Genomic DNA, 26,519 nt, shown 5'->3' on the forward strand with positions numbered 1-26,519 from the left:
CCGGAAAAGTAACGAAGGGCTAGGCCGCGGCCGCCTGCGTTTTGGCGACGAAGATAGCGTTGGCGGAGAGGCAGAACTCCCGCCACGCCGCCGCAAGATCGAGCAGGATCGCCTGCACATAGTCTTTCGCGAGCTTGTCTTCGCCTGGAAAATTGGACAGCGCGCAGGAGGTTCGATTGAACTTCACGACGCAGTCGAGCAGGCTCTGCAGAAAGCCGTCGAAATTTTGCAGGATTCTTGGCGTGAGGTCCGAGCGGCCGGCCGCGATGGCGACGCCATCCATATCAAACGGCAGCTCGCCCAGTTTGGCGAGCGCGTCAGCGAAAACCTCTTCCATCGTCGCGAGCATAGCGCGCTGCGTGACGATCTCCTTGTCGGAGCTTGCGAGCAGGCGATTGAGATGGGTGCGGTAGGCTGCGAGTATTTGCGATTGGCGCTCGGCGGTCCATTGCCCGAAAGCGGCGAGCGCGACTTCGTTTGCCATGCCTTTCTCCTTCGCAGGCGCAAAGCGCGTGATGTCGCGCAAAAGGCGCTGAGCCGCCTCTATCGCGCCCTCCATATAGCCGCCCGCCGCTCCGGCCGTTTCCGAGCCGCCGAACAGCAGCCTGCCGCCCCAGGCAGCCTGACGCAGATAGGGATTGTCATAGAGCGGGCGCTCCGCCATGGGGGCGAGATCGCGCGCGGCGCAGGTGAACGGCTCGGCGGCCCAATCCTGAAAATGCAACTCGCCCTGTTCGAGCTCGGGCCCAAAAATTTGCCCGATCTGATTGCCCATCAGCATGGGCAGGCCGACCGCGAAGGATTCCCTTAAAGCCGGCGTCAAAGCCAGGAAAGCGCCAAGCGCGGCGCCCGTCCCCGCGGCGTCGCAGGCGTCGAAAATCTCATAGAACACGGCGTCCTGATGCGTGACATAGGCGTTGCCCGACGCGGCGGCCTCGCGCCAGAGCGGCCGATCATACGCCGTCACCGCCTTGGCCTCGGCCGCCATCCAGGTCGCGGTTTCGCGCAGCGCCTCGGTGAGATGATCGTCGAGCGCCGGCTCAAAACCGATGCTCTGTTCGACGAGGCGCGGCGGCAGCGCGAGCACGACGCGGCGCGCCTCGACAATTGTCTCCGCCTCGCCCGTGCGAAGCGTCAGCTTGATATGATCGCCACAATCCTTGATCGCGACGACGACATGGGCGTGCCGGATGCGGTCCGCCGGAATTTTTGCGGCGAGCGCCTCGATGAGAGACGCCGTTCCGCCGACAATGCGCCGCGCCCCGGCGTGGACGCTCTCTCCATCCGACCGTTCGGCCCGCTTGTCGAAGTCGAGCAGCCGCAGGACAGCGCCTTCATCATGCTGGGGAAAATGGGCAAGGCCAAGATCAGCGACGAGTTTTGCGATGCGCGGCTGGGTTTCCGGCCAAAACCATGTCGGGCCGAGATCGACGCGCATCGCGGCTTTTTCGGACGGCTCCGAAAGAACGCGGCCGCCAAGGCGCGCGCGCGCCTCGAACACGCAATAGTCGCGCCCCAGCGCTTCCAGCTCGGCGGCGAGGGCGAGGCCGCATAATCCGCCGCCGATGATAGCCGTCTCAAGCATGGCGAGTCTCTCAAAACAGGAGTCTAGACCTTCGGGACGATGATGAGGCGCTCGACCGGGTCGCCCGCGCCAAAGTGCCGGTCGACGATCTCGTCGATGTCTTCAATGGTTTCCGGGTGGTACCAGACGCCCTCCGGATAAACGACCATCAAGGGACCGGCGCGGCAGAAGCTGAGGCAGCCGGACGCTGTCACGCAGACATCGGTCAGGCGCTGCGCCTCCACCTTTTTCTGCAAGTGCTCCCAAAGCGGCTGCGCGCCATTCTCCATGCAGCTTCCGCGCGGATGCCCCGGCGGGCGCTTCGTGAAGCAGGCGATGACGTGATATTTGAAGACGACGGGCAGATCGAGTTCAGCGACTGAGGACATCCAAAAGTTCCAAAACATCGGGATCGATTGATTTAGAACAATTCAATTTGCGTGCCGCAGCGCACGCGGCATTTTGCGCCGCGGCCCGAATGGCGCAGGACGATCGCCGCTCCCTTCGGGGGAACTGCTTTTGAACGCCTTTTCGCGGCGCAGTCCGGCCGGGAGCCTGCGCCCCGCGGCGGCGGCGAAAGCGGACAGTTTTGTCGGGAAAGCGCCATAAGGGCGCGGCCGCACTGCCGCGCCCCCAGACCAAAGCCGCTTCTAGCCCGGAACAAAGGCCCCTGGCGGTATCAGCCCCGGAACCACATAAGCATGGTGGAGCGCGTCAAGCTGCGCCCAGAGCACGTCGCATTTGAAGCGCACCGCGCCGACGCAGGCCTCCTGCTCGGCGCGCGTCCTCGCCCTCTCCTTGACGTAGCCGAGCGCGAAATCGGCGTCGCGCGGCGCCTGCGTCAGACGCCGCTTGAAATAGGCCATCACGTCGTCGCCAATGAAATCATAATTTTCCAGCATGCCGGCGATGCGCTCACGATGAATCGACGGCGCGAACAGCTCCGTCAGCGAAGAGGCGACGGCGACGACAAGCGGCTCCTCGCGCACGAAACGCACATAGGATTCAACGATATGCCGCGTCGCCGGCAGGGCGCCCTGGCGCGAGACGACATAGTCGCGATCAAGGCCGAGCCCATCGGTCAAAATGAGCCAGCGTTCGAGGCCGCCCGGCTCGTCGCCGAAGCCGTCATGATCGTGGATGCGGCGGACCCATTCGCGCCGCAACGCGCGGTCATGCGTGCGGCTGATCAGGGCTGCATCCTTGCGCGGAACCGCCTCCTGATAGCAATAGCGATTGAGCGCCCAAGCCTGCACCTGACCCTTGTTCAGCTTTCCGCCGTGCAGAAGCTTATGGAACGCATGCTTGTCATGATAGCGCTCGGCGCCGACGGCGCGGATCTCCGCCTCGAATTTTTCAGGCGACCATAATTCCGTGTCGTTCGGCCGCACCGGGCTCATCTCATTCATAAATATCCTCCTCTGCCGCGGCAGTCCGGCCGTTCTGTCCGCGCGAACGGGCTCCGCCACTGGCCGCAAACCTAGCGTCTTCCGCGCTTTCAAGGATTGACGCCGAACAAGGTCGGGCGGGATGGCGCCCGAATTGCGAACGCCGGGGCTTTACCGCGAACATCTCGGGCATCACCGCAAAAGGCGCGCTTTATGAAGTTCTATATGACGCCCGGATCCTGCTCGACCGGCATTCACATCCTGCTTGAGGAGGCAGGTCTCGTCTTCGAGGCCTATATCGTCAATCTGGTCAAGGGCGATCATCTGAAGCCCGACTATCTCGCCATCAATCCCAATGGGACCATTCCGACGCTGGTGTGCGATGACGGAGCGACGCTGACGGACTTCAACTCGATCGCGGTGTGGCTCGCCAAAACCTATCCGAGGCGACGCCTGATGCCGCAGGACGATCAGGCGGCGCAGTTCGCGCTCGAGACGCTGAACTTTTGCACACGGCATATTCACGGCGAGGGGTTTCGCCGCGTCTTCACGCCGGAAAACTATGTCTCGGCGCGAAAAGGCGTCGAAGCCGTCAAGAGCGAAGGCCGCGACATCGTCCTCAAAGCGCTGGAGACGGTGAACGGCGAGTTGTCCGGCAAGGCCTATGTCGCCGGTGATTTTTCAATCGCCGACGCCGCTTTGTTCTATGTCGAATTCTGGGCCGACAAGACCAATATTCCGCTGCCCGACAATTGCCTCGCCCATTACAAGCTGATGCGTTCGCGTCCGGCCGTGCGGCAGGTTCTGGCCGAGGAAGGCTACCGGTAGCTCGCCCGCAAGAGAGCGCTAGAACGCCGCTTCGTCGAAAGCCATCATCGTCCTGCCGCCGGCCATGATCGACGAGAAAAGTCCGCTCGTCTGTGGCAGCACGCGCTGCATGTAGAAGCGCCCCGTGGCGATCTTGGCAGCGTAGAATTTTTCGTCTTCGCCGGTCTGCCTCGCGGCGAGACTGACTTCGGCCATTCGCGTCCAGAGATAGGCGAGCGCCGTCAGTCCGAACAGCCGCAGATATTCGCTGGCCGCGGCGCCTGCCTCGTCGGGATCGCGCATGCCGGCGCGGGCGACCTGCGCTGTGGCCTGCTGCAGCCGCTGGAAGGATTTGGCGAGCGGCTGCACGAATTCGGCGAGTTCCTTGTCGCCCGCCTTCGCCTCGATATAGGCCGACACGGGATGGAAGAACGCGCGCAACAGCCGTCCGGCATGAGCCGGCAGCTTGCGGCCTACGAGATCGAGCGCCTGGACGCCGTTGGTTCCCTCATAAATCTGCGCGATGCGGGCGTCGCGTACATATTGCTCCATGCCGTTCTCGCGGATATAGCCATGGCCGCCCATGATCTGCATGCCGAGATTGGCGCATTCTGTCCCAAGATCCGTCAGCAGCGCCTTGACGATCGGCGTCACCAGCGCGACGAAATCCTCGGCGTCCCGGCGCACGGCCGGATCGGAATGGCGGCCGAGATCGAGCTGTTTCGCTGCGAGAGCGGCAAGAGCGCGGCACCCCTCCGCATAGGCGCGCTGCGTCAGCAGCATGCGGCGCACATCCGGATGAACAATGATCGGATCGGCGGGTTTTTCGGGGTGTTTGGCGCCGGAGAGCGAACGGCCCTGTAGCCGCTCGCGGGCGTAGGCCGCAGCGCCCTGATAGGCGGCCTCGGCGACTCCCAAGCCCTGCACGCCGACGGCAAGACGCTCGGCGTTCATCATGGCGAACATGGCGCGCAGGCCTTTGTGCGGCTCGCCGATGAGAAAAGCCGTCGCCTCGTCGAAGTTCATGACGCAGGTGGCCGACGCCTTGATCCCCATCTTATGCTCGATCGAGCCGCAGGAAACGCCATTGCGGGCCCCGAGCGATCCGTCCTCATGGACGAGATATTTCGGGCAGAGGAACAGGCTGATGCCCTTGACCCCTTTCGGCGCATCCGGCAGCCGCGCGAGCACGAGATGGACGATGTTCTCGGTCAGATCGTGCTCGCCCGCCGAGATGAACATTTTCGACCCCGAGAGCCTGTAGCTTCCGTCCGCCTGCGGCTTGGCGCGCGTGCGCAGCAAACCGAGATCAGTGCCACAATGCGGCTCGGTGAGGCACATGGTTCCAGACCATACGCCCTCGACCATTTTCGGCAGATAGATTCGTTTCAGCTCATCGGAGCCATAGCCGCTGAGACAGACATAGGCGCCCTGCGTCAGGCCGGGATAGAGGCCAAAGGAGAGATTGGCCGAGCACATCATCTCCTCGATCATCACCCCCAGCATATGAGGCGCGCCCTGCCCGCCAAATTCCGGATCGCAGGCGAGGGAAGGCCAGCCACCCTCACAATAGATCCGATAGGCTTCCTGAAATCCCTTCGGCGTGCGCACGAGCCCGTTTTCGAGCGTGCAGCCCTCCTCATCCCCCGATCGGTTCAGCGGAAAAAGCACCTCCTCGCAGATTTTCGCGCCCTGTTCGAGAACAGGGTCGATCAGGTCGCGCGTGAAATCCTCATAGCCCGGCAAGGACGCCAGTTCGCCGGCGCCCATCAGCTCGAACAGCACGAAGCGCATGTCGCGCAACGGAGCCTTGTAGCTCATCATGATGTGACCGCTCCCGTTCGATTAAGCGCCTAATTGCGCAGGGGCTTGCCTGTCTCCAGCATATGCTCGACCCGGGCGAGACTGGCTGGGTCACGCACGAGCCGCATGAAGGATTCGCGTTCGAGCCGCAACAATCGGTCCTCGTCGCTGTCAAGCATGACGTCCGTGTCGCCGCCGGACAACACGCGCGCCAGCGCAGCCGAGACGACAAGATCATGCGCGGTCGCCTTGCCTGTGCGGAAGAAGCTCTCAGCCGCCATTTTAAGCACGGTCGCGGCGCTGGGTCCCGGCAGGTTGAGGACGATCGGCTTCGGCGGCGCGTAATTCTCGACAAGCGCCAGGGCCTTCGCCTTTGCGTCGGCAAGCAGCCGGTCGCGGTTCATGGTGATTCCATCGCCGGGCCGCAGAAACAACAGCTCCCTGGCTTCCGCCGCCGACTTGGCGACGGTCGCCGTGCCGACAATCTCGAACACTTTGGCGATTGGCGGCATCGGGCCTTTGGCAAGGCGTCCGAGGCTCGCCCAGCGCTGCAGCATTTCCTTGCATCCGCCCCAGCCGGGAATGAGCCCGACGCCGACCTCGACGAGGCCGACATAGGTTTCCGCATGGGCCTGTACGGCGTCGCAATGAAGCAACATCTCGCAGCCCCCGCCAAGCGCCATGCCGGAGGGCGCGCCGACCACCGGGAAAGGCGCATATTTCAACATGCGGTAGACGGTCTGCCCCTGATTCACAAGGTTTTCGATTTCCGGCCACATCGCAATATTGGCGGCAAACAATGCAAGGCCGAGATTGGCGCCGACCGAAAAATTCTGACCCTCATTGTAGATCACCAGCGCCTTGAAATTCCTGGCGACCTCATGGACCGAACGCATCAACAGATCGAGCGTGTCGGGGTCGAGCGAATTCATTTTGCTCGTGAACTCGAAACAGGCGACGCCGTCGCCAATGTCCCACAGCGCCGCAGAGCCATTCTTGATCACAGGCTCCCGGCCGAGCTTCAGGTCGGCCAGCATCAACACGCCGTCCGGGCGCGCAAGATCGCGATAGGCGCCGTCAATGCCCAGCCGCTGACGACGGCTGTGCTCGACGCGGTAGAACGGGCGCCCCCCCGCCCCGCGTAGAATTTCGGGAACAGGAAGGCCGCTGCTTTCGAGCTTTGCGGCAAACCAGCCGGCGCCAAGCTGGTCGATGAGCTCCAACGGTCCAAAGCGCCAATTATAACCGAGCCGCATCGCCTCATCGATCGCCGCGACGTCATCAGCCGCATCGCCGACGAGCGCGGCCGCGTAGCTCAGCGTCGCGCCGATCACGCGCCAGGCGTAGCGCCCATGGACGCTGTTATGTTCGAGCAACGGCTTGAGCTTGCCGCCACCAGCGCTTATCGCCTCGACCTCGGCCTTGCGGCTCGGACGGTAGACGCCGCTGCGCAGGTCGAGCGCCTCCTTGATTTTCTCGCCACCCTCGCGGTTCAGGCGATAGAAGCCGCCCTTGCCCTTGCGGCCGGTGTAGCCTTCGGCGATCAGCCGGCCAACCAGCGGAACCGGCCTGTTGGCGGCGTGGAACGGGTCGGTCTGCGGCAGCGCGGCGGCAAGGCTTGCTGCGACATGCGGCATCAGATCGAGGCCGACCAAATCGATGAGGCCGAACACGCCTGTTTTTGGAACGCCCATCGGCTTGCCAAGGATCGCGTCGACGTCCTCGATATCGAGCCCCGCATCGATCGCTTCCGTCACCGCCGTCTGCAGCCAATAGGCGCCAAGACGATTGGCGATGAAGCCCGGCCGGTCCTTGCAGAGGACGAGCGTCTTGCCCAAAGAGATATCGGCAAAGCGCGAAATCGCGGCGAGCGCGTCAGGGCGCGTCTGCGGCCCGGCGACGATTTCGAGCAGCCGCATGTAGCGCGGCGGATTGAAGAAATGCGTGATTAAGAAATCTTCGGCAAAGCGCTCCGGCAATCCCTTCGTCAAATCGGCGAGCTCAATCGTCGAAGTGTTGGATGAGACGACGGAGCCGCGCTTTCTGACCTCTTCAAGCCGGCGGTAAAGATCCTGCTTCACGTAGAGGCGCTCGACGATGGCTTCGATAATCCAGTCGCACTCCGACAACAGTCCGATATCGTCTTCGGTATTGCCGATACTGACGAACTTGGCGGCGGACTTGCTCATGAAAGACGCGGGATCGGTCTTGAGCAGCCGCGTCACAGCCTCCTGCGCGATGGCGCTGCGCGGCCCTTGCTTCGCCGGGATATCAAGCAGCAGCACGGGAACGCCGGCGTTCGCGACATGGGCAGCGATGCCGGCGCCCATCACGCCCGCGCCAATGACGCCGACCTTTCTGATGTCGCTCATCAGACTGCCTCAAGAATGGTGGCGATGCCCTGGCCGCCGCCGATGCATTGCGTGGCGAGCGCATATTTGCCCTTCTCGCGCTTCAAGAGCGAGGCCGCCTTGCCGAGGATGCGCGCGCCTGTGGCGCCGAGCGGATGGCCGAGCGCGATGGCGCCGCCATCAATGTTGACGGCGTCCAAGGGCAGCGCAAGCTCGCGGATGCAGGCGATCGCCTGCGCCGCGAAAGCCTCGTTCAGTTCGATCACGTCGAGATCGGCCGCCGTGAGGCCGGCGCGCTGCAGCGCCTTGCGCGACGCCGCCACGGGGCCGATCCCCATGATCTCGGGATTGCAGCCGGCGACCGCGACGGATTTTATGCGCGCCAGAATGTCGAGGCCGCGCCGTCTCGCATAATCTTCCGAGGCGATGATAAGGGCGGCGGCTCCGTCCGTCAGCGGCGAGGATGTCCCCGCGGTGACGACCCCGTTGGCGTTGAAGGCGGGCTTCAGTTCAGCGAGGCCTTCGAGGGTGGTGTCCGCGCGAATGCAGCCGTCCGCCGCCACAGCGCCTTTTGGCGTCTTGATCGCGACGATCTCGTCGGCGAATTTGCCCGACGCCTGCGCGGCGGCGGCGCGCTGCTGCGAGCGCAACGCGAATTCCTCCTGCTCGCGGCGGCCGATCTTCCATTTTGCCGCAACGTTCTCGGCGGTGTCGCCCATGCCGATATAGGCGCCGGGCTCCCGGTCGGCGAAGAGCGGATGCGGCAGCGGGTTGAAGCCCATCATCGGCACCCGGCTCATGCTCTCGACGCCGGCGGCGATGAAGATGTCTCCGGCGCCCATGGCGATCGCGCCGGCCGCAATGTGCGCGGCGGTCATCGACGATCCGCAAAAGCGGTTGATGGTGGCGGCGCCAATCGATTTCGGCAGGCCGGCGATAAGGCTGACCATTCGGGCGAGATTCAGCCCCTGCTCGCCTTCCGGAAACGCGCAGCCAAGCAGCAGATCCTCGAATTCCTCGGGCGGCGCGCCGGATTTTTCGACCAGCGCGCGGACAAGCTGCGCGGCAAATTCATCCGGCCGTACGGCAGCCAGTTCGCCGCGCTTGGCCGGCGTAAAGGGCGAGCGCGCATATCCGGCGATAACGACACTGGTCATGGACGCCTCTCCTTTTTAACGGCTTTCGCCGCGAATTTAGACCTTGATCCGCCGACAAGCTATCAAGACGAGCCGATTATTCCGATCCCCCGCAAGCCGAGCGCCGTCTCGCGAGCCGCGGAAACCCGTCTCGCGCGAAAGCCGGGGGAGCCGACGCCGCTGACTACGGCTTGGCGATATGCCAGACCGATTTATAGCCGTCGCCCACAACGTCGCCAGCCTTGGCGTCCTGTGTGAATGCGTAGAGCGGCTTGCCCTTATAAGCCCATTGCCTTGACCCGTCGTCGCGCGAAATGATCGTCCAGTCGCCACGGGGGGTCGCGCCCGCAGTCGCAGGAAGCGGCGGCCAGAGCGCCGCGCAGCCATCATTGCAGGCCGATTTTCCACCTGCGTCCTTGTCGAAAGTATAAAGGCTCATGCCCCGCGCATCGACGAGCGTCGGTCCCTTGGAGGTCCGCCCAGTCGCGGCCGGCGGGCCAGCTTCGGCCAAAGCGCCGGAAGCCGCCAGCGCGAGCGTCGCGCCGCAGACGACGCGCGTAAGACGGTTCGACAGCGTGGTCCTTGTCATGAGCAATCCACCATTCCGTTGCTTCGAGGCTTTGCTAAACGCTTGGCGGGGACCTTTCCACCTTTCCCAAAGCCCATCATCCCACATCTTTTTGACAATCCCTCCTCGTCCGCAACCGGCGGGCCTTATCAGCATGTGCGTATTGAGACAGCGCCAGACATGCAGCTTGTGCGGTTTCCACAGTCGCCATATGACAAAGGCGCGCCGGTTCGAATGCGAAGGTCAAGACATGGGATTTATGGAGCGTTTGCCGCGGCTGCGGGCCGCCTCGGGCGAGTTGCTTCATCTCGACCTTATGCGCTTCATCGCTTCGGTGGGGATCGTATTCCACCATTCTCATGAATTCTTCGTTCCCCTCGCCGAACGCGCGGCGCAGATGGAAAGAACAGCCGGGCTTGCGCTGTTCGTCGATCTCTTCTTCATTATTTCAGGCTATGTCATCGCCTTTGTCTACCATGACCGCACGGGCACGTTCGGCGACTACGCCACTTTCATTCAGCGCCGGATCGGACGCCTCGTTCCCCTGCACTGGCTGACACTTGCGGTCGCTATCGCGATCTGGTCGCTCTTCAGGACCGTCGGGGCTGCCGGCAGTCATACGCCCTCCTTCGCGCCCGAATGCATCGCCGAGACAGCGCTCCTCATGCACGCTTATCTCCCTTGCGGCAATGGCCTCACATTCAACGGCGTCTCCTGGTCGATCAGCGCAGAAATGGTGATGTATCTCGCTTTCCCGCTGGTCGCGCTCCTGGGCGCCCGCGGCGGGCTTCTCCTTCTCGCCGCCGGCGTGGCGGCGCTCGCCGCGCTGATGACAGTGAATCTATCGGACTATCACTGGAGCCTTTATGGCGCGACATGGACGGAGATTCCCGCCGTGCTCCGCGCAGCGCCGTCCTTCGCCATTGGCGCCGCGCTTTATTACAATCGCGCGCTCATCGCGTGTGTGCCAGCGCCCCGCCTGATCCTCATCGGCGCAACGCTGTGCTCATTCGTCGCGATGATGAACGGCGCGCCGGAGCTTGTCACCCTCGTCATCGTCTATATTGTCGCAGTGGCAGCGATCGCGGCCGATCTGCAAGGGGCGGTTTCGCCCGCGGTGCGCCGCTGCGCGCCCCTCGGCCAACTCACCTATTCCATCTACATGTGGCATTCGATCATCATCCTCGTGCTCATAAACGCGATCGGTGATAAGTTCCTGCATGGCCGCCAGGCGGCTACAATCTTTCTCGCGATCGTCAGCTATGTCGCAATCGGCGTCGTGGGCTATCTGTCGTTTTTCTACATTGAGACCCCAGCGCGACGGTGGGTGGACAGGATCGATTTCTCCGGATGGAGCCGCCGCAATCGCGGTTTGGCGGGCGCTGAGGCCGCCGCGCGCGACGAAACAAAGAACGCGCAGCCGCAAAAGGCGCCCGCCGCCTCCTCGGCAACGCTCGAGGAAAGGATTCACAAAAGCCGCGCCGCGGGCAGGGAAGCGTCCGCGGACTGAAACGGCGTTATGTATTCATGTATTCGGAGGGCGAGCCACGGCGACGTCCGCCCGACGCGGAATGCGTGAGTGCTAATGGAAAACCAGCCAGACCTTGGCGAAAATGGCATTGAGGTCGTTCGCAGTCCGAAGTCTCACCGATGCAGAGGACGTCCCGGGATCTACGCCAGCGCCGCGGCAGGCCCACCTCAGAGAAGGGAAAGGACGTTGTGATCTGATCGCCGCCTGCAACGCACTCGGCGCGGCTATAAGGTTCGTCACAGCCGGTTTAACCGGCGACGCCGCCTAATTCGCCTCGCTTCGCGCCGCGGCCGACCCGGTAAAGACAGTCTCTGTTGGCGGTCGCGTGGGTCGGAAATTGGCTGATCGCTTCAGCAACGCCTGCACGAAGAGCCGATCCGCGTTGAAACCGCGCCGGCGTCACGACGGCCCTCGCGACCTTGGGGCGGAGCCGTCGGGCGGCCGGCGCAGCGCTCTGAGCCCTGCCCGATCGAGGATAATGCAGGCGGCCGGCGAAACCTCCGGCTGCCTGCTCTCACCGTGCTCGCAACCGGGGCAAGGGTCGTCGCGCTACGCGATGGCGCGATCGCGAGACTATTTGGATCGCGGCTTAGCCGTAGACCACTTTCCGTCCGAATTTTTGACCAGACCGCGCTTTTTCATCGCCTGCAGAGCGAAGGACACCATGCGATTGTTGATATCGCGGCCGGTCGCCTTGATCTGCTCCGAAATATCGGCGGCGGGAAGCGCGCCGTGCTTGTCGAGCACTTCGGAAATCGCCGCTCCAATCGTTTGACGCGGCGCGCCCTCGGCGGACGCCTTGCGCGGGCCCCGCTTTCCCGCGCCTTTTTTGGCAGCGGCTGTTTTGGCGGCCGGGGCCTTGGCTACGGGCGCCGGCGCGGCTGGGGCGGCGGCAGCCGGAGCGGCTGCGGCGCGGCCGCGAGCCTTCCTCGCAGGCGCGGCTTCGAGAGCGTGCAGTTCGCGCTCGGCGGTACGCAGGTCGGCGATCTTTTGCTCGAGTTCCGAGATTTTGCTACGTATGCGGTCCAGTGATGTGTCCATGACGCCTTCGTTAGTTGTTTGGTTGAACGGCCCCCAACGGGAGACAGCGCCAACCATCGATCCTGCCCAAACTACCTGTCAAACATCAGCGATGTGGCCCCGCCGAAGCAAACTCGGTAGTATGCTCAAGAGTTCCTGTCACAAGTTCAAACGAAAATCCATCCACCTTGTGAAAGAGATAGCATTTCTTTGGCATTCTCCGTCAAAATTGACCTACGCAGCGGCTGTTGTGCCTCCGGTGCAACGACTTCTGGTTGCCGCAGCGACCCCAAGCTGCAACATCCGAGCGAGCGAGGCGCAGTTTGCCGAATCAGGCGACATGCCGGTTTCCGCCGGCGGTTCGGCGGCTCCATGCGGAGCCTGACGCCTCCAATGTCCAGATCGGCGCCCCCTCATCGGGATGAGCAAGCCGCGTGACCCGCAGCCGCGGGCCGCCGCTGTTGTTCGAGGACGTCTGCCACCAGTCGTTTGCGAACATATGCAATAGGCCGCCCGGCGCTTCGTTGACGAGGCAGACCCCGTCGCCCGGCCTGTGGAGATCGCAGCCCAGCATGGCGATCTGGTCGAGAAGCTCTTTTGGCGCGCTGTAGAACAGAAATTTCAGAGCCTCATGAAAAGGCCTCTCCCGCGGCGGCCAGTCGCGCGGATGGGCGATTGTGGCGCCAAGGGCCATCCATTGCGCCTTCTTTACCCGCAGTCCCCAACCGAGCCAACGGCGCCGATCGAAGTATCCGGCCTTCTGGCCGTCCGGACCGCACGGCGGACAGGCGCCGTCGCGGGAGTAGCCGGCGAGATAGTCGATGCGATAGGCGGCGCCCTGCTCGATTACGACGCCGGTGCGGTTCCAGTCGGATTGCATGTTGATGATGAATTCGATCGATTCGCCGATCCCGAGTCGCAGCAGGTCCGGGCGCCCGGTCTCGTTGCGCAGCGTCTCGGCGCGATGCAGCACGCTGGCGTGAAGCTTGCCGTCAGTCCCGCCTGTAACAGGATGCCACCGCGGCCAGGTTCCAAACATCCGCCATGTCGGCTCACGCTTGAGCTCGTCATGCAGCCGCCCCAGCGGATCTGGCTTGAGGCCGGCCGCGGCCTCTTTGCGGAAAGACAGGCCATGGCAAATCATGGCGTCCATCATCCATTCGAGAGCGACGTCGGAAACCTCATGACGGCCGTAACCGCCGCCGATATCTCCATGCGCGCCACGAAACCACATTTGCGTGAGCACAGGATCATCGCCGGAAGCCGCGGATGGCTCTTCAAACAGCATCGGGAAGAACTGCGAGCGCCGTTCGTCCATCGATAGGGCATGATAGACCGCTTTGCAGGCCTTCGCCGGACTGGCCGAGAAATTGCTATTGTTCCAGATCGGAAGAACGCGGAACCAGTAGCCCCAGAGCGGAAATCCGAGCGAGGCGACGGTGTCGAAGACGCCGAGGAATTCGACTTTCACAACGCCCGCGGTCTCGCCCGGTTTGGCGTTTTCCGCGGCGGGATACGCCATATCCTCGCGCAAATAGATCTTGTCCTGGGGATGCGCCCGGCTGCGATAGATCTGCACGACGTCAGGCGCATAGTACAAATAATCAGCGCGCAACAGCCCGCACCGCGAGATCACCCCGGCGATGCATCGGGCGGCGAAGGAGCCACGCGAAAAGCCGATAAGATAGATGCGGTCCCCGGGCTGGTATTGACGCACGATTTCGCTATAGCCGTTAAGGATAGCTTCGCTGATGCCGACGCCGGCCGCGCTTTCGACCAGCTTGATCACAGCGCCGCCCATCGCGGAGATTTTGGTCACGGCCGCGGCGCCGGTGATCGACAGCATATTTTGCGTGCGGCGGGCCGCCTTGGCGGTCGAGGATGTGTCTGTCCCGACACCTGGCTGATACCATACGGTCTGGGTGTCGTCGCTTTTCAGCGCCTCGCTCAACTTCCAGACGTTGGTCGCGGCGCTTTCGCCTTCTTCCTTGTCGTCCGGCCGGTTGGACGTGCCGTCGCAGAGGATGACAATGCGCCGGCCGCGGCCCGGCGCGGCGGGGAGGGAAACATCCTGCAGCTCCGGCTCATTGCGGTTGAAGAGGTGTTGGCGCCGCTTTGCCGCGCCCCAGGCGCCGAGGGACTTGCTGAGGCCGGCCGCGGCGCCGACCACTAACATCAGGCCGAACGCCCATGCGACGATCACATAGGCAAGGGAGACATAGGATTCGGACGTCGATTGCGCCAGCCAGAGTCTGATATCGCCGCTCAATGCCTGAAACAGGACGAAGGCGGCGCCAGCTGAAATGGCGGTGAAGAGGAGCCAGATTGTCGCAAGCAACAGCCCCGAGGCCCAAAGCGGACCTTTTCGCAAGGGCGGATGCCATTCGGCCCAGCGTAGCGCCAACCCGATAAGCAATGTGTTGAACCACCAGGCAAAGGCGATAAAGCCGGCGAAGACGCCGAAGAACGAAAGCAAGAACGAGACGAGCCGGCCCATGCGAATGCTCCCGTGAGGGATTGCGAGTTTGGCTCCGCCGGGATCGATTGACAATCGAAACATAGGCTTGCGCGGGCGGGACGATCGCGCCCCAGATTGCGGGCGGCCAGCCAGCCGCCGTTTCACGGTATAAAATCATCACCCGCGCTGTCGGCGCGGACGGCGCCCGGCCGTCCTTGGGGCAGGCCTGTCAACGGAGATCAGGATGACCGCTCGCACCACAGTAGACGCCGCAGTCGACCGCTTTGGCGGCCCAAGCGGCCGCGTTTCCTTGGGTTGCACGATGGAAAGCGCCGATGACCGCTTCAACTGATCTCAGGATCAAGACGCCAGGCGAGTGCGACATCTTGATGGTTCGCCTGTCCGCCGCCCCGCGAAAGCTTCTTGGACCGGCGGGGAAACCACATGCTCGCTGGCGCTCGACGAACAGAATGGCCGGACCACTCTGGAACAGAGGCTCGTCTATATAGAGGCCCCTGTCGCGCGACGGCGCTCTCAATTCTGGCATGACGCGGGGGATCGCGCAAAGCTATGATCGTCTCGATCGGTTGCTCGCGGCGGCGCAGTCCGGCGCATAAGGAGCGGAACGGCCATGCTCTACGCCATTCTTTGCTACAATGAAGAAGACGTCGTCTGCTCCTGGAGCAAGGACGAGGATGACGCCGTCATGGCCCGCATCGGGGTCGTTCAGGAGCGGCTGACAAAATCCGGCAAGCTCGGGCCGTCCCTGCGCCTCCTGCCGACCACGGCCGCGACGACCTTGCGCAAGACGCAGGAGCCGCCGCTCGTGATCGACGGCCCTTTCGCGGAAACCAAGGAGCAACTCCTCGGTTTTTACGTGATCGACGTCGCCGGCCTCGACGAAGCGCTCGAGGTCGCACGGGAACTCGCCGCGGCCAACCCCGGCGGGTCTTACGAGATTCGTCCAGTCGCCCTTTTCATTCCTGACCAGCGGGGGGCGAAGGCGTGAACGGCCGGCCATGAGAACTCGCATGAGCGAACTCACATGAGCGAACTCACCTGGATCAACGCCGCGCTCACCGCCGCCCGGCCACAGGCGATCGCCGCCCTCATGCGCTATTTCCGCGATCTCGACACGGCGGAGGAAGCCTTTCAGGACGCCTGCCTGCGCGCGCTCCGCAACTGGCCGCAGAACGGGCCGCCGCGCGACCCCGCGGCGTGGCTGATCCTCGTCGGCCGCAACGCCGCGCTCGACGGCGTACGCAAGCGGGCAAAACTCGCCCCGCTGCCGCCAGACGAGGCAATCTCGGATCTCGGCGACGCCGAAGCCGAACTCGCCGAGCGGCTCGACGGCGCCCATTATCGTGACGACGTGCTGCGTCTTCTATTCATCTGCTGCGCGGAGAGCCTGCCGCCCGGGCAGCAGATCGCTCTGGCGCTGCGGATCGTCTCGGGCCTCACCGTGCGCCAGATCGCGCGCGCCTTTCTGACCAGCGAAGCCGCGATGGAGCAGCGCATCACGCGCGCCAAGGCGAAGATCGCGCGCTCCGAAGTTCGCTTCGAAGTCCCCGGCCCGGTCGAGCGGGCCGAACGGCTCGGCGCCGTCGCCGCGATGATCTACCTCGTGTTCAACGAAGGCTATTCTTCCGGCGTGTCCACCGTTCGCGCCTGCCTCTGCGAGGAGGCGATCCGGCTGGCGCGGCTGCTGTTGCGTCTGTTTCAGACCGAGCCCGAGATCATGGGTCTGACGGCCCTGATGCTGCTCCAGCACGCCCGCGCCCCAGCCCGCTTCGACAAGGCCGGCGAGATCATCCTTCTCGACGATCAGGATCGAAACCTCTGGGACGGCAAGCTGATCGCCGAAGGGCTGGCGCTGATCGACAAGGCGCTGCGTCATCGCCAGCCGGGCGTCTACCAGATCCAGGCCGCGATCGCCGCGACGCACTCCCGCGCCAACCGGCCGGAAGAGACCGATTGGAGGCAGATCGACGCGCTCTATGCGGCGCTTGAACGGCTGCAGCCCTCTCCGGTCGTCACGCTCAATCGCGCCGTCGCGATAAGCAAGACGCGCGGACCGGCCGCGGCGCTGGAGATGATCGCGCCGCTGGCGGCGCAGCTTTCCGGATATTTCTACTTTTTCGGAGCCAAGGGCGCGTTTCTCTCCCAGCTCGGCCGCAGGGAGGAGGCGCACGCGGCCTTTACCCAGGCGATCGCGCTCGCCGGTTCGCCTGCGGAGGCGGCGCACATCCGCATGCATCTCGATCGCCTGACGCGGGAGACCCCGCCTTTGCCATAGCAAAATTATCCGGGCGACCTGTCGGACGCCCGCTCGCCGCGCCGTCCTTGAACGGGAGCCAGATCACCCCTTCTTCCCGCTTTCCGCTTCGCGCATGCGCCCAACAGACGAAAGGAAACAGATCATGACCGCTAGCACGGACGTTCAAACCGGACCCGAAGGCGCCGAGGCGCAGACATGTCCCGCCGCCGAGGTCAAGAGCGGCGTCGTGCCCTATCTTATGGTCGAAGGGGCGCTCAAGGCGGTTGAGTTCTATGCGCGCGCCTTCGGCGCCGAAACCGCCGCAATGGTCCCCCCCGACGCGCAGGGCCGCACCATGCACGCGCATCTTTATATCAACGGCGGCTCGATCATGCTGAGCGATTTCTTCCCCGAGCACGGATGCCCTCAAGCCAGCGCGCAGGGGTTCAATCTCATGGTGCAGGTCGCCGATATCGACGCCTGGTGGAAACGCGCGATCGACGCTGGCGCTGAATCCGTCATGCCTGTGACGGAGATGTTCTGGGGAGCGCGCTACGGCCAGTTGCGCGACCCCTTCGGCATTGTCTGGGCGCTGAACGAGCCGCTTGGCTGAAATCGCATATCGCGCGGCCGGCGCGATCCCCGCACGATCAAGGCGCCGGCCCGCGCCGGGCCCAGGCGGTGATAAAAAGCGCCAGCCCGATCATCAGCGCCATCTGCGCCGAAAGGAACACGAAAGCGTCGGCCCTGACCCCCAGCGGCGGCGCGCTAGGCATCACGTTGCGCAGAGCCGGGACGGCGAACAGCATGGCGGCGAGAGCGCCGGTCAGCGCCGCCTCGAGCCGCCTCAGACCGGTAATGGCGAGCACGCCGATCGTCAGGCCGCAGAGCGCGATCACCGCCATCACCGAATAGACCAGCACAGCAAAGTAAATCAGGGCAAGAGGACGTTTCGCCCTGATGTCGAACCCGAGGCCCGTTTCGCCGGGCGCGAGTGGGCGCGCCGAAATGTCGACCTCCCAGGCGGCGAGACGCTCCGACAGGGTGATGCGAAGGGGAATTTTTTCGCCATCTCGCTTGTTGCCTTCCCACGCCGCAATCGTCACGGCGCCGGCATATTGATCGAAGGGATAGGCGCTGATCGAGCCTTTGACGCCGATCTGCGCGATTTTTGTCGGCGCGGGCTTGCCGGTCTCAAGCGCAATGTCGAGCACATAGGCGCCGTCGCTGGCATGCACGCTGATGTCGCGCTGGGGCAGAGCGGGATAATGGGCGCCCTGGGGGCCTACGTCGGTCGCAAAATCGAGGCTGACCGAAATCACCTGCCTCACCGGATCGACCTGCGTCGCTTCGAGGTAGATGTTTAGGGGCGCGCTCTTTGACGCGTCGGTTTCAGCGACAGTCGTTTCGCTTGTTTCCGGCGCAAGACCAAGACCGGCGAAAAACGCCATGTAAGCGGCGAAAATCGCAACCAGCGCGAGCGAGAGCGCAACAACGCGACGCATCGTCGCCGATGGTTTTGCAGGCGCCAGATCGATCATCGCGCGGCGGCACCAATAGACGAAATAGGCCGGGTCACCGGCGCCTGGCTGGAATCGAGGCCGACCTTTCTCGCAGGTTCGACAGCAGACGACAAGATGATTCGCTTGAGCTTGACCGGATTGCGCGACTGCCGACAGCGAGGCCGCGCTCGCTATTCCTCGCTCACAAGGACGTGGCCGAAGGCGCGGTGTCCCCTCATCCTAAAGCCGTTCGCTCCCGCCCAACTGTCGTGAAAGATCCGCAGCCTTCGCGACGGCGGCGGATTCGCGCGCCGCTCCGGCCACAGCGCCGTCATTTTTCCGCCTCTAATTGTTGCTGCGCTAAAGGCCGTATCGTTTTGCGGTCTCGCTTAAGTCTTCTTCGAGATTATAGTGGGTGCGCCATCACATATCGGCGCGAAACAGCTGATCTATACTTTGTCTTAATAAACAAGGCGGAAAATTGGTTTGGGAGGTAGGCCATGTCATACGCTCGCTTCTATCAGCACGGAGTGAAAGCTTACGTCGAGGGCCGCGCGCTCAGCATGAATCCGCACAACCCCAGGGACCAGGCAGAGGCTTGCGAAGGCTGGACGGAAGGTTGGCTCGACGCGCGCCAGGCGCACGGACACAGGCTGGCAAACGAGCTTTCCAAGACCCTGCGCCCGATCCAGATCGATCGCTTCATCGCGGCCCGCGAATTTAACTTTGCTTTTTAACTGTGACACGCCCGCAACAGCAGGCGGCAAAATGAAAACAATTTGGATGCGCTTGCCTTAATTCGAGATCCGTTTACGCAGGCGTATGCGCAGCATCGGCCGTGATCGCAGCCGTTTTGTGCCGGTCAGGCCAGGTGTTTCGCGCAGCCGCTCGAGAATAAAGAGCCGGAGCCCGATTTTGAGCTCATGCGCTGGCAAGCCGGCGACGGTCCGGCGCCGGATCGCATAGGCCAACTGCAGGGTTCCCAGTCACTAATTGGGATAATAGCCGCCAAAGAACGGCGTCCCTGCGCCGTCGATCGGATCGAGCACGCTGTGGGAATTGCTGAAAGCATAGCCGCCGCCGAACGGGACGCCCGAATCGTAATCATAGCCGATCGCCTCGCTCTGGATCGCGTAGCCAATCGGGTTCCTCTCGCCAGCATATTCAACCGGACGGTTTTGCCGCTCGTGTACCGCCCCGGTCCGATATTGCTTCGGCAGGGGATAGAATCCCGCGCCGCTCGCGCCATCCTCGGAAAGGTCCACATAGCCCGTCGACCCGCCCTGCCCCGCATAGGAGACGCCAGAGCGGTTTTTGTGGGCCGCGCGCTTCCGCGCGTTCGTCTCGGACGCATTTGCCGTGGTCATTGCGAGGCTAACCGCCGCCACGGCCGCCGCCAGCGCCACCCTCAGCGCAAGGCTTGACCTGGACCGTTGAGACCGCCTCATTTTTATCTCCCTCTTCGCTCTCACTCTGCCGTCCCCGTTCCAATTCGGGCGCCGGCGCGCAACCTTGCGCGGACTTATACGTTGCCGGCGCGCGAAATAGAAACCTCGAGGGTGAAAACGATGGAGCCAATGCAGCCAATGAAACCGATGGAGCCCATGAAGCCCATGTCGTGGGGCGAGAAATGGTGGCCCGACGAACTCGGTCAGCCGTCATCGAGCGGCGCACAGAACAACATGCGCTACGCCTTCTTTCCGCAAAAGCATCGGCTCCTGATCGAACAGGACGGCAAGTTGACGACCTACGATAGCGGCGACCACCAGATCTCGGGCGTCCAGCAAAGCGGCGGCTCGCAGCCGCCAAGCTTCACCAGCCAGAACGGACCGGTGCGACTGGACCAGCTGAAGCAAATCTGAGCCGCTACGGGGCGGGCGGCGCGTGCTTCTCAATGGAGCACGGTGCCGCATGCCTATCCGTCTGAAATTTAAAGAGCACCGTGCCTGCGGCGAGTCAGATTTACAGATCAATATTGTTCTATATAAATTTATACTATTGATAAGCTACTTTCGCAAAATGCTATGTTGCAGCCTATCATCATATTCGTCTCTCTTTATTGTGCAGCGCATGATTGATAAATTAATTCATTCGCCTATCGTCCCCGCAAATATGAAAAATGGGGGAGGACAGGGTGGGCGCATCTTTGGCGAGGGCTGTAGACGGGAAAGAGGTCCTTCGGACGTCCTTTCAGGAATCTCAACTCTCATGGGGAGCAGGTTCTGTTTTCAGGCGAACTCAGGACGCGGACGTCCGGTGCGAGCGCAATATGAAGCGCGACGATGTCGCAATTGGGATTTGCTTTCAGGACGCCGGCAGCGAGGTGCACTGGAGTCTCGATGGCAAACAGAGCATGGCGAAAACCTACGCGTCAGCTATGGACTCGCGCGACATGTTCATCGCGCCTCCGGGCTGCGAGATTGCGGTGCGTTGCCGCGGCAAGGGCGAAGGCTTGTGGCTGTTTCTGGGAGCGGATTTCGTCAATTCGGACCGCCGCATAAGATCCCTGGTGGAAAAAGCGGCTGTCTTCGACCGATCCTGGACGAAGGATCGGATGTGCTGGATGATCGCCTCGGAACTCCGAAAAGAATGTCAAAATGGCTTTCCCCGGGGGCCGATGTTCTTTGAAAGCGCTGCGACTGTCTTCCTCGCGCAGCTCGCCTATTTTCTCGGCGACGGTGATCTGGCGCCCGAACCGACACGCTCGCTTTGCGACGCCAAGCTGCGACTGGTGACCGCGTATATCGAAGCCAATCTCCACCGAAATGTTACGCTCTCGGAGTTGTCGGCTCTGGTCGATCTCACGCCGCGTTATTTTTGCGGCGCCTTCAAGGAGGCCACAGGCCGGCCGCCGCATCAATATCAGATCGAGCGACGCGTGGAGCAGGCGAAAAAACTGCTCGCCAAGCCCGGATCCTCACTGATTGAAATCGCCCTGACGGTGGGCTTCAGCAGCCAGAGTCATCTCAATGAATATTTTCGCCGAATGGTGGGAATGACCCCGGCGCGGTACCGCAATGACGAGTTACAAGCCCAGAGCGGCGGCTCCTCGCGCAGCCTGGGGCGACCGGACCCGGGCGACGTTTGAGAGCGGCGGACGCCAAGCGCGCCGCGGCCTCGAGGCTTGCGCTCGAAGCGGCGCGGCATGCACCGAACCAAAATCATCGTGATCTCGGGACTCACGATCCGGCGGAGGCAAGACCCCAGCGCGCGAGTTCGGCAGGCGTCAAAATGCGCATCGAATCGGGACCGACCTGTTCCGCCGCGGCGATAACGTCTGCGCTGACGCCCATCGCCCGGCTGTAACGGCGCAGCGCCGCCGTCATCTCCCCGGTCGCGAAATGGCGCGCGCCGCCCTCATAGGCGAACATGCGATGGACGCCGATGGAGCTGGACGGCGCGACAATCCGCGTCGCCGCCCCCATCAGCGCATAGACGCAAGCAGACAAGCAGACGCCGGGGGCATGGGTCGCATCGCCCTCGCCCGCCGAGGCGACGATGGCGGTCACGCCGAACCTGCGAAACGCTTTGCCAAGCTCCATGCCCGCGACGATTTTACCCCCTTGCGAATTGAGCAGAACGATTGGACGCGGCGAGCCGCCATGGGCGGAGCCATAGGCGCCTCGCAGGAAAGCCAGAAATTCCGCAGGCGACTCGTCCGTAATCCGGCCTTCGGCGGCGATGATCGGGCCGCAAGCGCCCCGACAGGATACGGCCGGATGACCGACCGATCGAAAGCTCATCGCGGCGGACGGCGCCGCTCCGGCGAAGCCGCCAAGGCAGAGCGTCAGCAGCGCGAAAACGCCGTTCCGAAAGACCTGCCGCGCGGCTCCGTTGCGATGCGCGAAAAAGGCATGAAATCGAAATGCTGGCACGTCCGGTACTTTTCTTTTTGATCGACCCTGATTATCCGGCCGGCGCTGAGGCAAGCCGCTTCGCCAGCGATGGATCATTCCAGAAGCGTCCCTGCGATTCCAGCGAAAAATCCATACCGGGCGTCGCACGGCCCCGGGGCCAGCTGCTATGATTTAACGGAGCCTGCAGCGGCCCTGCCGCCGTCACCGGCAAATTCCTCACGCGAGAAGCCCTGCGCGTACAGCAACGCGGTCAGATCGGCATGGTCAATGCGAATATCCGCCGCCGCGGCGACGAGGGGCTTGCCATGAAAGGCGACGCCAAGACCTGCCTCGCGCAGCATTGGAAGGTCGTTCGCGCCATCGCCGACCGCGATGGTTTCGCTGGCCTCGAGCCCGTAGGCGGCGCGAAGGCTCCGCAGCGTCGCAAGCTTCGCGTCGGCGCCGAAAATCGGCTCGACCACGCGGCCTGTAAAGCGATCGCCAGCGTCGATCTCCAGCCTGTTGGCGAAATGCGCCTCAAATCCGATCGCCTCGGCGATCGCGCCGGTAAAGGCGGTGAATCCGCCGGAAACCAGGGCCGTATGCGCGCCATGGCGGCGCATGGCGCCGATCAGCGTGCGTGCGCCCGGCGTCAGCGTGATGCGCGTCTCGATCACGCGATCGATAGCGTCGCGATGGAGCCCCTTCAGCAGCGCCACCCGCTCGCGCAACGCCGCCTCGAAGGCGATTTCGCCGCGCATGGCGCGCTCGGTGATCGCGGCGACACGGTCCCTCTTGCCGATTTCGGCGGCCAGTTCGTCGATGCATTCCTGGCCGATCATGGTGGAATCCATGTCGGCGGTCAGAAGCTTTTTGCGCCGGCCTTGCGTCGGCTGGACAATCACGTCGATCGGGGCGCTGTTCAGAGCGCGGCGCATCGCCTGTTCCACCAGCTTCAGATCGGCGGAAGCGTCAGCCGCAAAGCCAATGTCGACAGCGACGCCCGGATCAAGCCAGCGCGTTTCCCGCGGGCGCGGCGCGGCGGCCCGCGCCAGTCGCACCAATTCGTCGGTCAGGATTGGCGTTCTGGGATCGCAGACAAGCGTCGCGACATGCATCATGGATCAGAGCCCGGCGGGGAGGTTGGCGGCGCTCCTCTTTCGCATGCGCCCGACGCCGGATAAAGCACGCAAATGGCGTACCCCGCGCCGCGCCGTTTCATTGAAAACCATCAAAATTATCGCGCCAGGCAAGAATGCGATAGGGCGTTCCTCCATCCGTAATGAGCAGGACGACGTCAGCGCTGACCTTCCGGCCGCTATCGAGACGGACCGCAACGGCGGCGCGGATCGGCCGGCGGCCGCCGACCGAGATCCCGGAGCGCGCCGCGCCGAGCAGATTGACGACCGCCGATGGATTTTGCGGATCCCGCGCGCGGAGAATGGCGGCGACGACGTCCGGGCTGATATGCGGCAGCGACGCGATGACCTCAGGCGCGGCCTCATTGACGTCGATTTCCGCATGGCCGTTGAAAATCGTGACAAAGGAAAGCGCGCGCTCGACGAGGTCGGCGGGCAGGCCGAGAACGAAGCGCAGTTCGGCGATATTCTGGAACGGCGACTGCCGCGGCGCATAGCGAACCCCCGCGTCGCGATAGCGATCGGCTTCCTCGTTCCGGCCCGGAACGCTGTTCGCCTTGCGCCAGCCTATGATCCGGTCGGCGGCGAAATCGGCGTCGTCCTGTTTGGCGCCAAGCGCCACGAACAGGCCGGACAGCAAGGGCTTCGGGGCCTCATTGAGATCAATGCGCGCCGCCTCCGAGCGAAATGTGACGACGACAGTCGCCCGCCCGAGCCTGAAGGCGGTTTCACCGGAACTGGGGCGGTCGTCATCTTTGCCGCCAAGGACGCGCAGGGCGGCAAGTTCGAGCCCTGCGTAGATCAGCGCCTCGGCCTGCAGCCGGTCATCGAAGAGACGGGCGGACGCCGCCGTATTGGAGACGAAGGCCGCGTACAGGCCGGCCAAAGCCGCCAGCGCCGCCATCATCCAGAGCGCCACGACGACAATAAAGCCGTCAGCCCTGTTCGCCCGCGGGCGCGCCAGCCGATCGCCGAACGCCGCGCGGGGCGTTTTTATCGCGGCTCTTTCTCGACTGGTTGTCAAAGCAAGTTCTTCAGGCAGGAAGCTTTCGCGCCGCGGCGTGTCGGGTTCAATGGCGATTTACTTGGTCAGCGCGGCGGAACGAGCCTCGGCCACTTTCCATGGATGGTTTCCCAAGGCAAACAACATGTCAATGTCACGCTCGTGGGGAAGACTTCGCTTCGCTGTTGCAACAGATCAAATATTCCGTTGCGCGCTGTTCGCCATAGCCTATCAGGGCCTTGACGTTTTCAGGATTATCCGGTTCCTGATCAGGAAAATACTGAGGGGCAAAATGATGCGTTTGCTTGCGGCTGTCCGGCGTCATATCCGCCCCCTCATCAATTCCGTAACGCTGGCGATTGCGTCATTGCTGATCGGCGCGTTTGTCGCCGCGGGGCCGGCGCGCGCGCAATCCCCCGAATGTCCGGGCAAAGCGCTTCCTCTCGGCACTGGCGAGAGCATCATCATCAGCCACGAGTGTCACGCGGGAAGCGGGACCTATAATTATAATCAGATCAACATCATCAACGGCGGAAGCCTGATTTTCGATGAAGGCGCAAATACTCTCAAGATCGCAATTGATTTTTGGGCGAGTTCGATCCTGATTGAAAACGGGGGCAAACTGATCGCCGGAAGCGTCTCCGATCCTTTTGGAACGCGCGGCGGCCGCCTCACCATCCATCTCTACGGCGCCATTCCTGCGGATTTGCACGGCAAAGGGATCACATGCAAATCGCCCAAAGCCGACAATGGCGCCCCTTGCGGCATCGACCCAACCATATGGGCCAGTAAAGGGGGGACCGAGAAAGTCTTGCCTGGCGGCGTCGAGGACCGCTTCTATCAATATACCCCGCTTCCGTTTGACGACGGAACGGACGCGAACAACGATGTCGGCTATTTCGGCGCCAAAGTGCTGGCGGTTTCCTATGGCGGTACGCTGCAGCTCTACGGCAAGAAGGGGGCTACTTACGGCGCCGAGCCCGGCCCGAAAAACTCCGGCACAAGCTGGGTCAGGCTGAAGGGAACCATTAAGGGAGGAAAGAACGACCACACGATCACCGTCGAGCCCCCGGTCGATTGGGAAGATGGCGACCATTTTGTCGTCACGACCACCGACTATCTGGCCGATCACTCCGAGGAAATGGTCATTGAAAAGATCGAGCGCGGCGAAAAAATAAAATTTGACGCGCTCTGCCCCGCCGGGCAAAAATGCAACGATACCGGTGCGAAATGGACGCACAACGGAGAGCAATATTCGCTCGCGAGTATTCCCGCCCGCCTGATGTTCACCAAGAAGGCTGCGGAAACCAGGGCCGCGGTCGCTTTGCTGACGCGCAGCATCCAAATCGTCTCGGCAGGCGCGGCCTTCGGCAAATGCTTTGCGCCCTGCGACACCGATCCGGCCGATATCTATAATTCCTTCGGCGGCCAAGTCATTGCGCGGGCGGGATTTGAGGCGTTCAACGTTCAGGGCGTCGAGTTTCGCCAACTCGGGCAGGGAGGGCGGATTGGCCACTATCCCGTTCATTTCCATATGGCGCGGAAAACGCCGGTCGGCACCTTCCTGAAGGATTCCTCCATCAATGAATCCATGACCCGCTGGGTCACCGTGCACGGCACGCAAAACGTGCTGCTCGCGCGCAACGTCGGCTATCTCTCGATCGGACACGGATTCTATCTCGAGGACGCCGTCGAAACCGATAATAAATTATACTCGAACATCGGCATTTTCGCCCGCGCGGGCATAAAAAATGCCCAAAATCCGCGCAATATTCCGGGCATTCTTTCGTCCCCGGATTTTGTTCCTATCCCCAAATACATGGGCGACGTGACCACGCCATCCGTTTTCTGGATTACCAACGGCTGGAACGACTTTCAGGGCAATATGGCCGCCGGGGCGGCGCTCTGCGGCGTCTGCTACTGGCAGGCGCCCGCTCAGATCTGCGGCGGCTCCCTGACACAGACCTGGGATTCCTATGCCGGAACGCAGTCCGCGACGCGCATCGGCACGAGCCCCCTGATGAATTTCGACGGCAATTTCTGTACGTCGGCGATGACGTCTTTCCAGACAGTCGGCTATACTGAGGCTTGCGTAGGCGTCGGACCGACTGAAACGCCCAGTACCCCCGCGGTTCCGATCCCCAACCCCCTCGCTC

24 protein-coding genes are annotated in these 26,519 nt (G+C 63.0%); 9 read left to right on the top strand and 15 right to left on the bottom strand.

Annotated features, from left to right (window positions below):
* Positions 1-19: 19 nt before the first annotated feature.
* From CR492_RS07910 to pqqC, 3 genes are all read right to left on the bottom strand, one after another.
* On the bottom strand, positions 20-1,585 hold the full coding sequence (locus tag CR492_RS07910) for a flavin monoamine oxidase family protein (RefSeq protein ID WP_102843198.1): 1,566 nt from the start codon (positions 1,583-1,585) through the stop codon (positions 20-22).
* Between the two features lie 23 nt (positions 1,586-1,608).
* A complete protein-coding gene (locus tag CR492_RS07915) occupies positions 1,609-1,953 on the bottom strand; it encodes a (2Fe-2S) ferredoxin domain-containing protein (RefSeq protein WP_102843234.1) in 345 nt (114 codons plus the stop codon).
* A gap of 261 nt (positions 1,954-2,214) precedes the next feature.
* The gene (gene pqqC / locus CR492_RS07925) at positions 2,215-2,973 is read right to left on the bottom strand and encodes a pyrroloquinoline-quinone synthase PqqC (protein ID WP_102843200.1); all 759 of its coding nucleotides are present in this window, start codon (positions 2,971-2,973) and stop codon (positions 2,215-2,217) included.
* A 192-nt stretch (positions 2,974-3,165) separates the two neighbouring features.
* On the opposite strand from pqqC, the gene CR492_RS07930 reads away from it, so the two are divergent.
* Entirely contained in the window at positions 3,166-3,780 is a 615-nt protein-coding gene (locus CR492_RS07930; RefSeq protein WP_102843201.1) for a glutathione S-transferase family protein, read from the top strand.
* An 18-nt stretch (positions 3,781-3,798) separates the two neighbouring features.
* Here CR492_RS07930 and CR492_RS07935 read toward each other — a convergent pair whose 3' ends face one another.
* From CR492_RS07935 to CR492_RS07950, 4 genes are all read right to left on the bottom strand, one after another.
* The gene (locus tag CR492_RS07935; protein ID WP_102843202.1) at positions 3,799-5,583 is read right to left on the bottom strand and encodes an acyl-CoA dehydrogenase C-terminal domain-containing protein; all 1,785 of its coding nucleotides are present in this window, start codon (positions 5,581-5,583) and stop codon (positions 3,799-3,801) included.
* A 29-nt stretch (positions 5,584-5,612) separates the two neighbouring features.
* Positions 5,613-7,934: a 3-hydroxyacyl-CoA dehydrogenase/enoyl-CoA hydratase family protein gene (locus tag CR492_RS07940; RefSeq protein WP_102843203.1), complete on the bottom strand. Its 2,322-nt coding sequence runs from the start codon at positions 7,932-7,934 to the stop codon at positions 5,613-5,615.
* Complete coding sequence (locus CR492_RS07945; protein ID WP_102843204.1) at positions 7,934-9,070, bottom strand: thiolase family protein; 1,137 nt, start codon at positions 9,068-9,070, stop codon at positions 7,934-7,936. The genes CR492_RS07940 and CR492_RS07945 overlap by 1 nt, the downstream gene beginning before the upstream one ends.
* Before the next feature lie 163 nt (positions 9,071-9,233).
* Positions 9,234-9,638, bottom strand: coding sequence for a COG4315 family predicted lipoprotein (locus tag CR492_RS07950; protein ID WP_102843205.1), 405 nt, complete (start codon positions 9,636-9,638; stop codon positions 9,234-9,236).
* Between the two features lie 229 nt (positions 9,639-9,867).
* On the opposite strand from CR492_RS07950, the gene CR492_RS07955 reads away from it, so the two are divergent.
* Positions 9,868-11,127, top strand: a complete 1,260-nt coding sequence (locus CR492_RS07955; protein ID WP_180982465.1) for an acyltransferase family protein — start codon at positions 9,868-9,870, stop codon at positions 11,125-11,127.
* Between the two features lie 594 nt (positions 11,128-11,721).
* Here the strand turns inward: CR492_RS07955 and CR492_RS20745 are convergent.
* Together CR492_RS20745 and CR492_RS07965 are read right to left on the bottom strand one after the other, a co-directional pair.
* A complete protein-coding gene (locus CR492_RS20745) occupies positions 11,722-12,189 on the bottom strand; it encodes a hypothetical protein (protein ID WP_180982466.1) in 468 nt (155 codons plus the stop codon).
* 310 nt (positions 12,190-12,499) lie between these two features.
* The gene (locus tag CR492_RS07965; protein WP_180982467.1) at positions 12,500-14,665 is read right to left on the bottom strand and encodes a DUF2235 domain-containing protein; all 2,166 of its coding nucleotides are present in this window, start codon (positions 14,663-14,665) and stop codon (positions 12,500-12,502) included.
* A gap of 592 nt (positions 14,666-15,257) precedes the next feature.
* Between CR492_RS07965 and CR492_RS07970 the strand changes: the two genes are divergently transcribed.
* From CR492_RS07970 to CR492_RS07980, 3 genes are all read left to right on the top strand, one after another.
* Positions 15,258-15,635 carry a YciI family protein gene (locus CR492_RS07970; RefSeq protein ID WP_102843208.1) on the top strand — a complete coding sequence of 126 codons (378 nt, stop codon included), beginning with the start codon at positions 15,258-15,260 and terminating at the stop codon, positions 15,633-15,635.
* 36 nt (positions 15,636-15,671) lie between these two features.
* On the top strand, positions 15,672-16,922 hold the full coding sequence (locus tag CR492_RS07975) for an RNA polymerase sigma factor (protein WP_102843209.1): 1,251 nt from the start codon (positions 15,672-15,674) through the stop codon (positions 16,920-16,922).
* A 124-nt stretch (positions 16,923-17,046) separates the two neighbouring features.
* Positions 17,047-17,496 carry a VOC family protein gene (locus tag CR492_RS07980; RefSeq protein ID WP_180982468.1) on the top strand — a complete coding sequence of 150 codons (450 nt, stop codon included), beginning with the start codon at positions 17,047-17,049 and terminating at the stop codon, positions 17,494-17,496.
* A 37-nt stretch (positions 17,497-17,533) separates the two neighbouring features.
* Here the strand turns inward: CR492_RS07980 and CR492_RS07985 are convergent, their stop codons facing one another.
* Positions 17,534-18,388 (bottom strand): DUF4436 family protein, encoded by an 855-nt coding sequence (locus CR492_RS07985; RefSeq protein ID WP_180982469.1) that lies wholly within the window; start codon positions 18,386-18,388, stop codon positions 17,534-17,536.
* A 497-nt stretch (positions 18,389-18,885) separates the two neighbouring features.
* On the opposite strand from CR492_RS07985, the gene CR492_RS07990 reads away from it, so the two are divergent.
* The gene (locus tag CR492_RS07990; RefSeq protein ID WP_102843211.1) at positions 18,886-19,122 is read left to right on the top strand and encodes a hypothetical protein; all 237 of its coding nucleotides are present in this window, start codon (positions 18,886-18,888) and stop codon (positions 19,120-19,122) included.
* Between the two features lie 57 nt (positions 19,123-19,179).
* Here the strand turns inward: CR492_RS07990 and CR492_RS20750 are convergent, their stop codons facing one another.
* Together CR492_RS20750 and CR492_RS07995 are read right to left on the bottom strand one after the other, a co-directional pair.
* The gene (locus CR492_RS20750) at positions 19,180-19,356 is read right to left on the bottom strand and encodes a hypothetical protein (protein ID WP_180982470.1); all 177 of its coding nucleotides are present in this window, start codon (positions 19,354-19,356) and stop codon (positions 19,180-19,182) included.
* Between the two features lie 18 nt (positions 19,357-19,374).
* Entirely contained in the window at positions 19,375-19,833 is a 459-nt protein-coding gene (locus tag CR492_RS07995) for a hypothetical protein (protein WP_146030206.1), read from the bottom strand.
* A gap of 129 nt (positions 19,834-19,962) precedes the next feature.
* Here CR492_RS07995 and CR492_RS08000 point away from each other — a divergent pair, with 129 nt between their 5' ends.
* Together CR492_RS08000 and CR492_RS08005 are read left to right on the top strand one after the other, a co-directional pair.
* Positions 19,963-20,247, top strand: coding sequence for a hypothetical protein (locus CR492_RS08000; protein ID WP_348626708.1), 285 nt, complete (start codon positions 19,963-19,965; stop codon positions 20,245-20,247).
* A 407-nt stretch (positions 20,248-20,654) separates the two neighbouring features.
* Positions 20,655-21,473, top strand: a complete 819-nt coding sequence (locus tag CR492_RS08005) for a helix-turn-helix domain-containing protein (RefSeq protein WP_180982471.1) — start codon at positions 20,655-20,657, stop codon at positions 21,471-21,473.
* A 91-nt stretch (positions 21,474-21,564) separates the two neighbouring features.
* Here the strand turns inward: CR492_RS08005 and CR492_RS08010 are convergent, their stop codons facing one another.
* From CR492_RS08010 to CR492_RS08020, 3 genes are all read right to left on the bottom strand, one after another.
* A complete protein-coding gene (locus CR492_RS08010) occupies positions 21,565-22,260 on the bottom strand; it encodes a hypothetical protein (RefSeq protein WP_102843214.1) in 696 nt (231 codons plus the stop codon).
* Positions 22,261-22,406: 146 nt separating this feature from the next.
* The gene (gene serB, locus CR492_RS08015; protein ID WP_102843215.1) at positions 22,407-23,342 is read right to left on the bottom strand and encodes a phosphoserine phosphatase SerB; all 936 of its coding nucleotides are present in this window, start codon (positions 23,340-23,342) and stop codon (positions 22,407-22,409) included.
* A 97-nt stretch (positions 23,343-23,439) separates the two neighbouring features.
* Positions 23,440-24,384, bottom strand: coding sequence for a general secretion pathway protein GspK (locus CR492_RS08020; RefSeq protein WP_245412007.1), 945 nt, complete (start codon positions 24,382-24,384; stop codon positions 23,440-23,442).
* Positions 24,385-24,658: 274 nt separating this feature from the next.
* On the opposite strand from CR492_RS08020, the gene CR492_RS08025 reads away from it, so the two are divergent.
* Positions 24,659-26,519: G8 domain-containing protein (locus CR492_RS08025; RefSeq protein ID WP_210200244.1), on the top strand; the 1,861-nt coding region annotated here is incomplete at its 3' end.

The organism is Methylocella silvestris, from assembly GCF_002891535.1.
In the GTDB taxonomy this organism is placed as follows: Bacteria; Pseudomonadota; Alphaproteobacteria; order Rhizobiales; family Beijerinckiaceae; genus Methylocapsa; species Methylocapsa silvestris_A.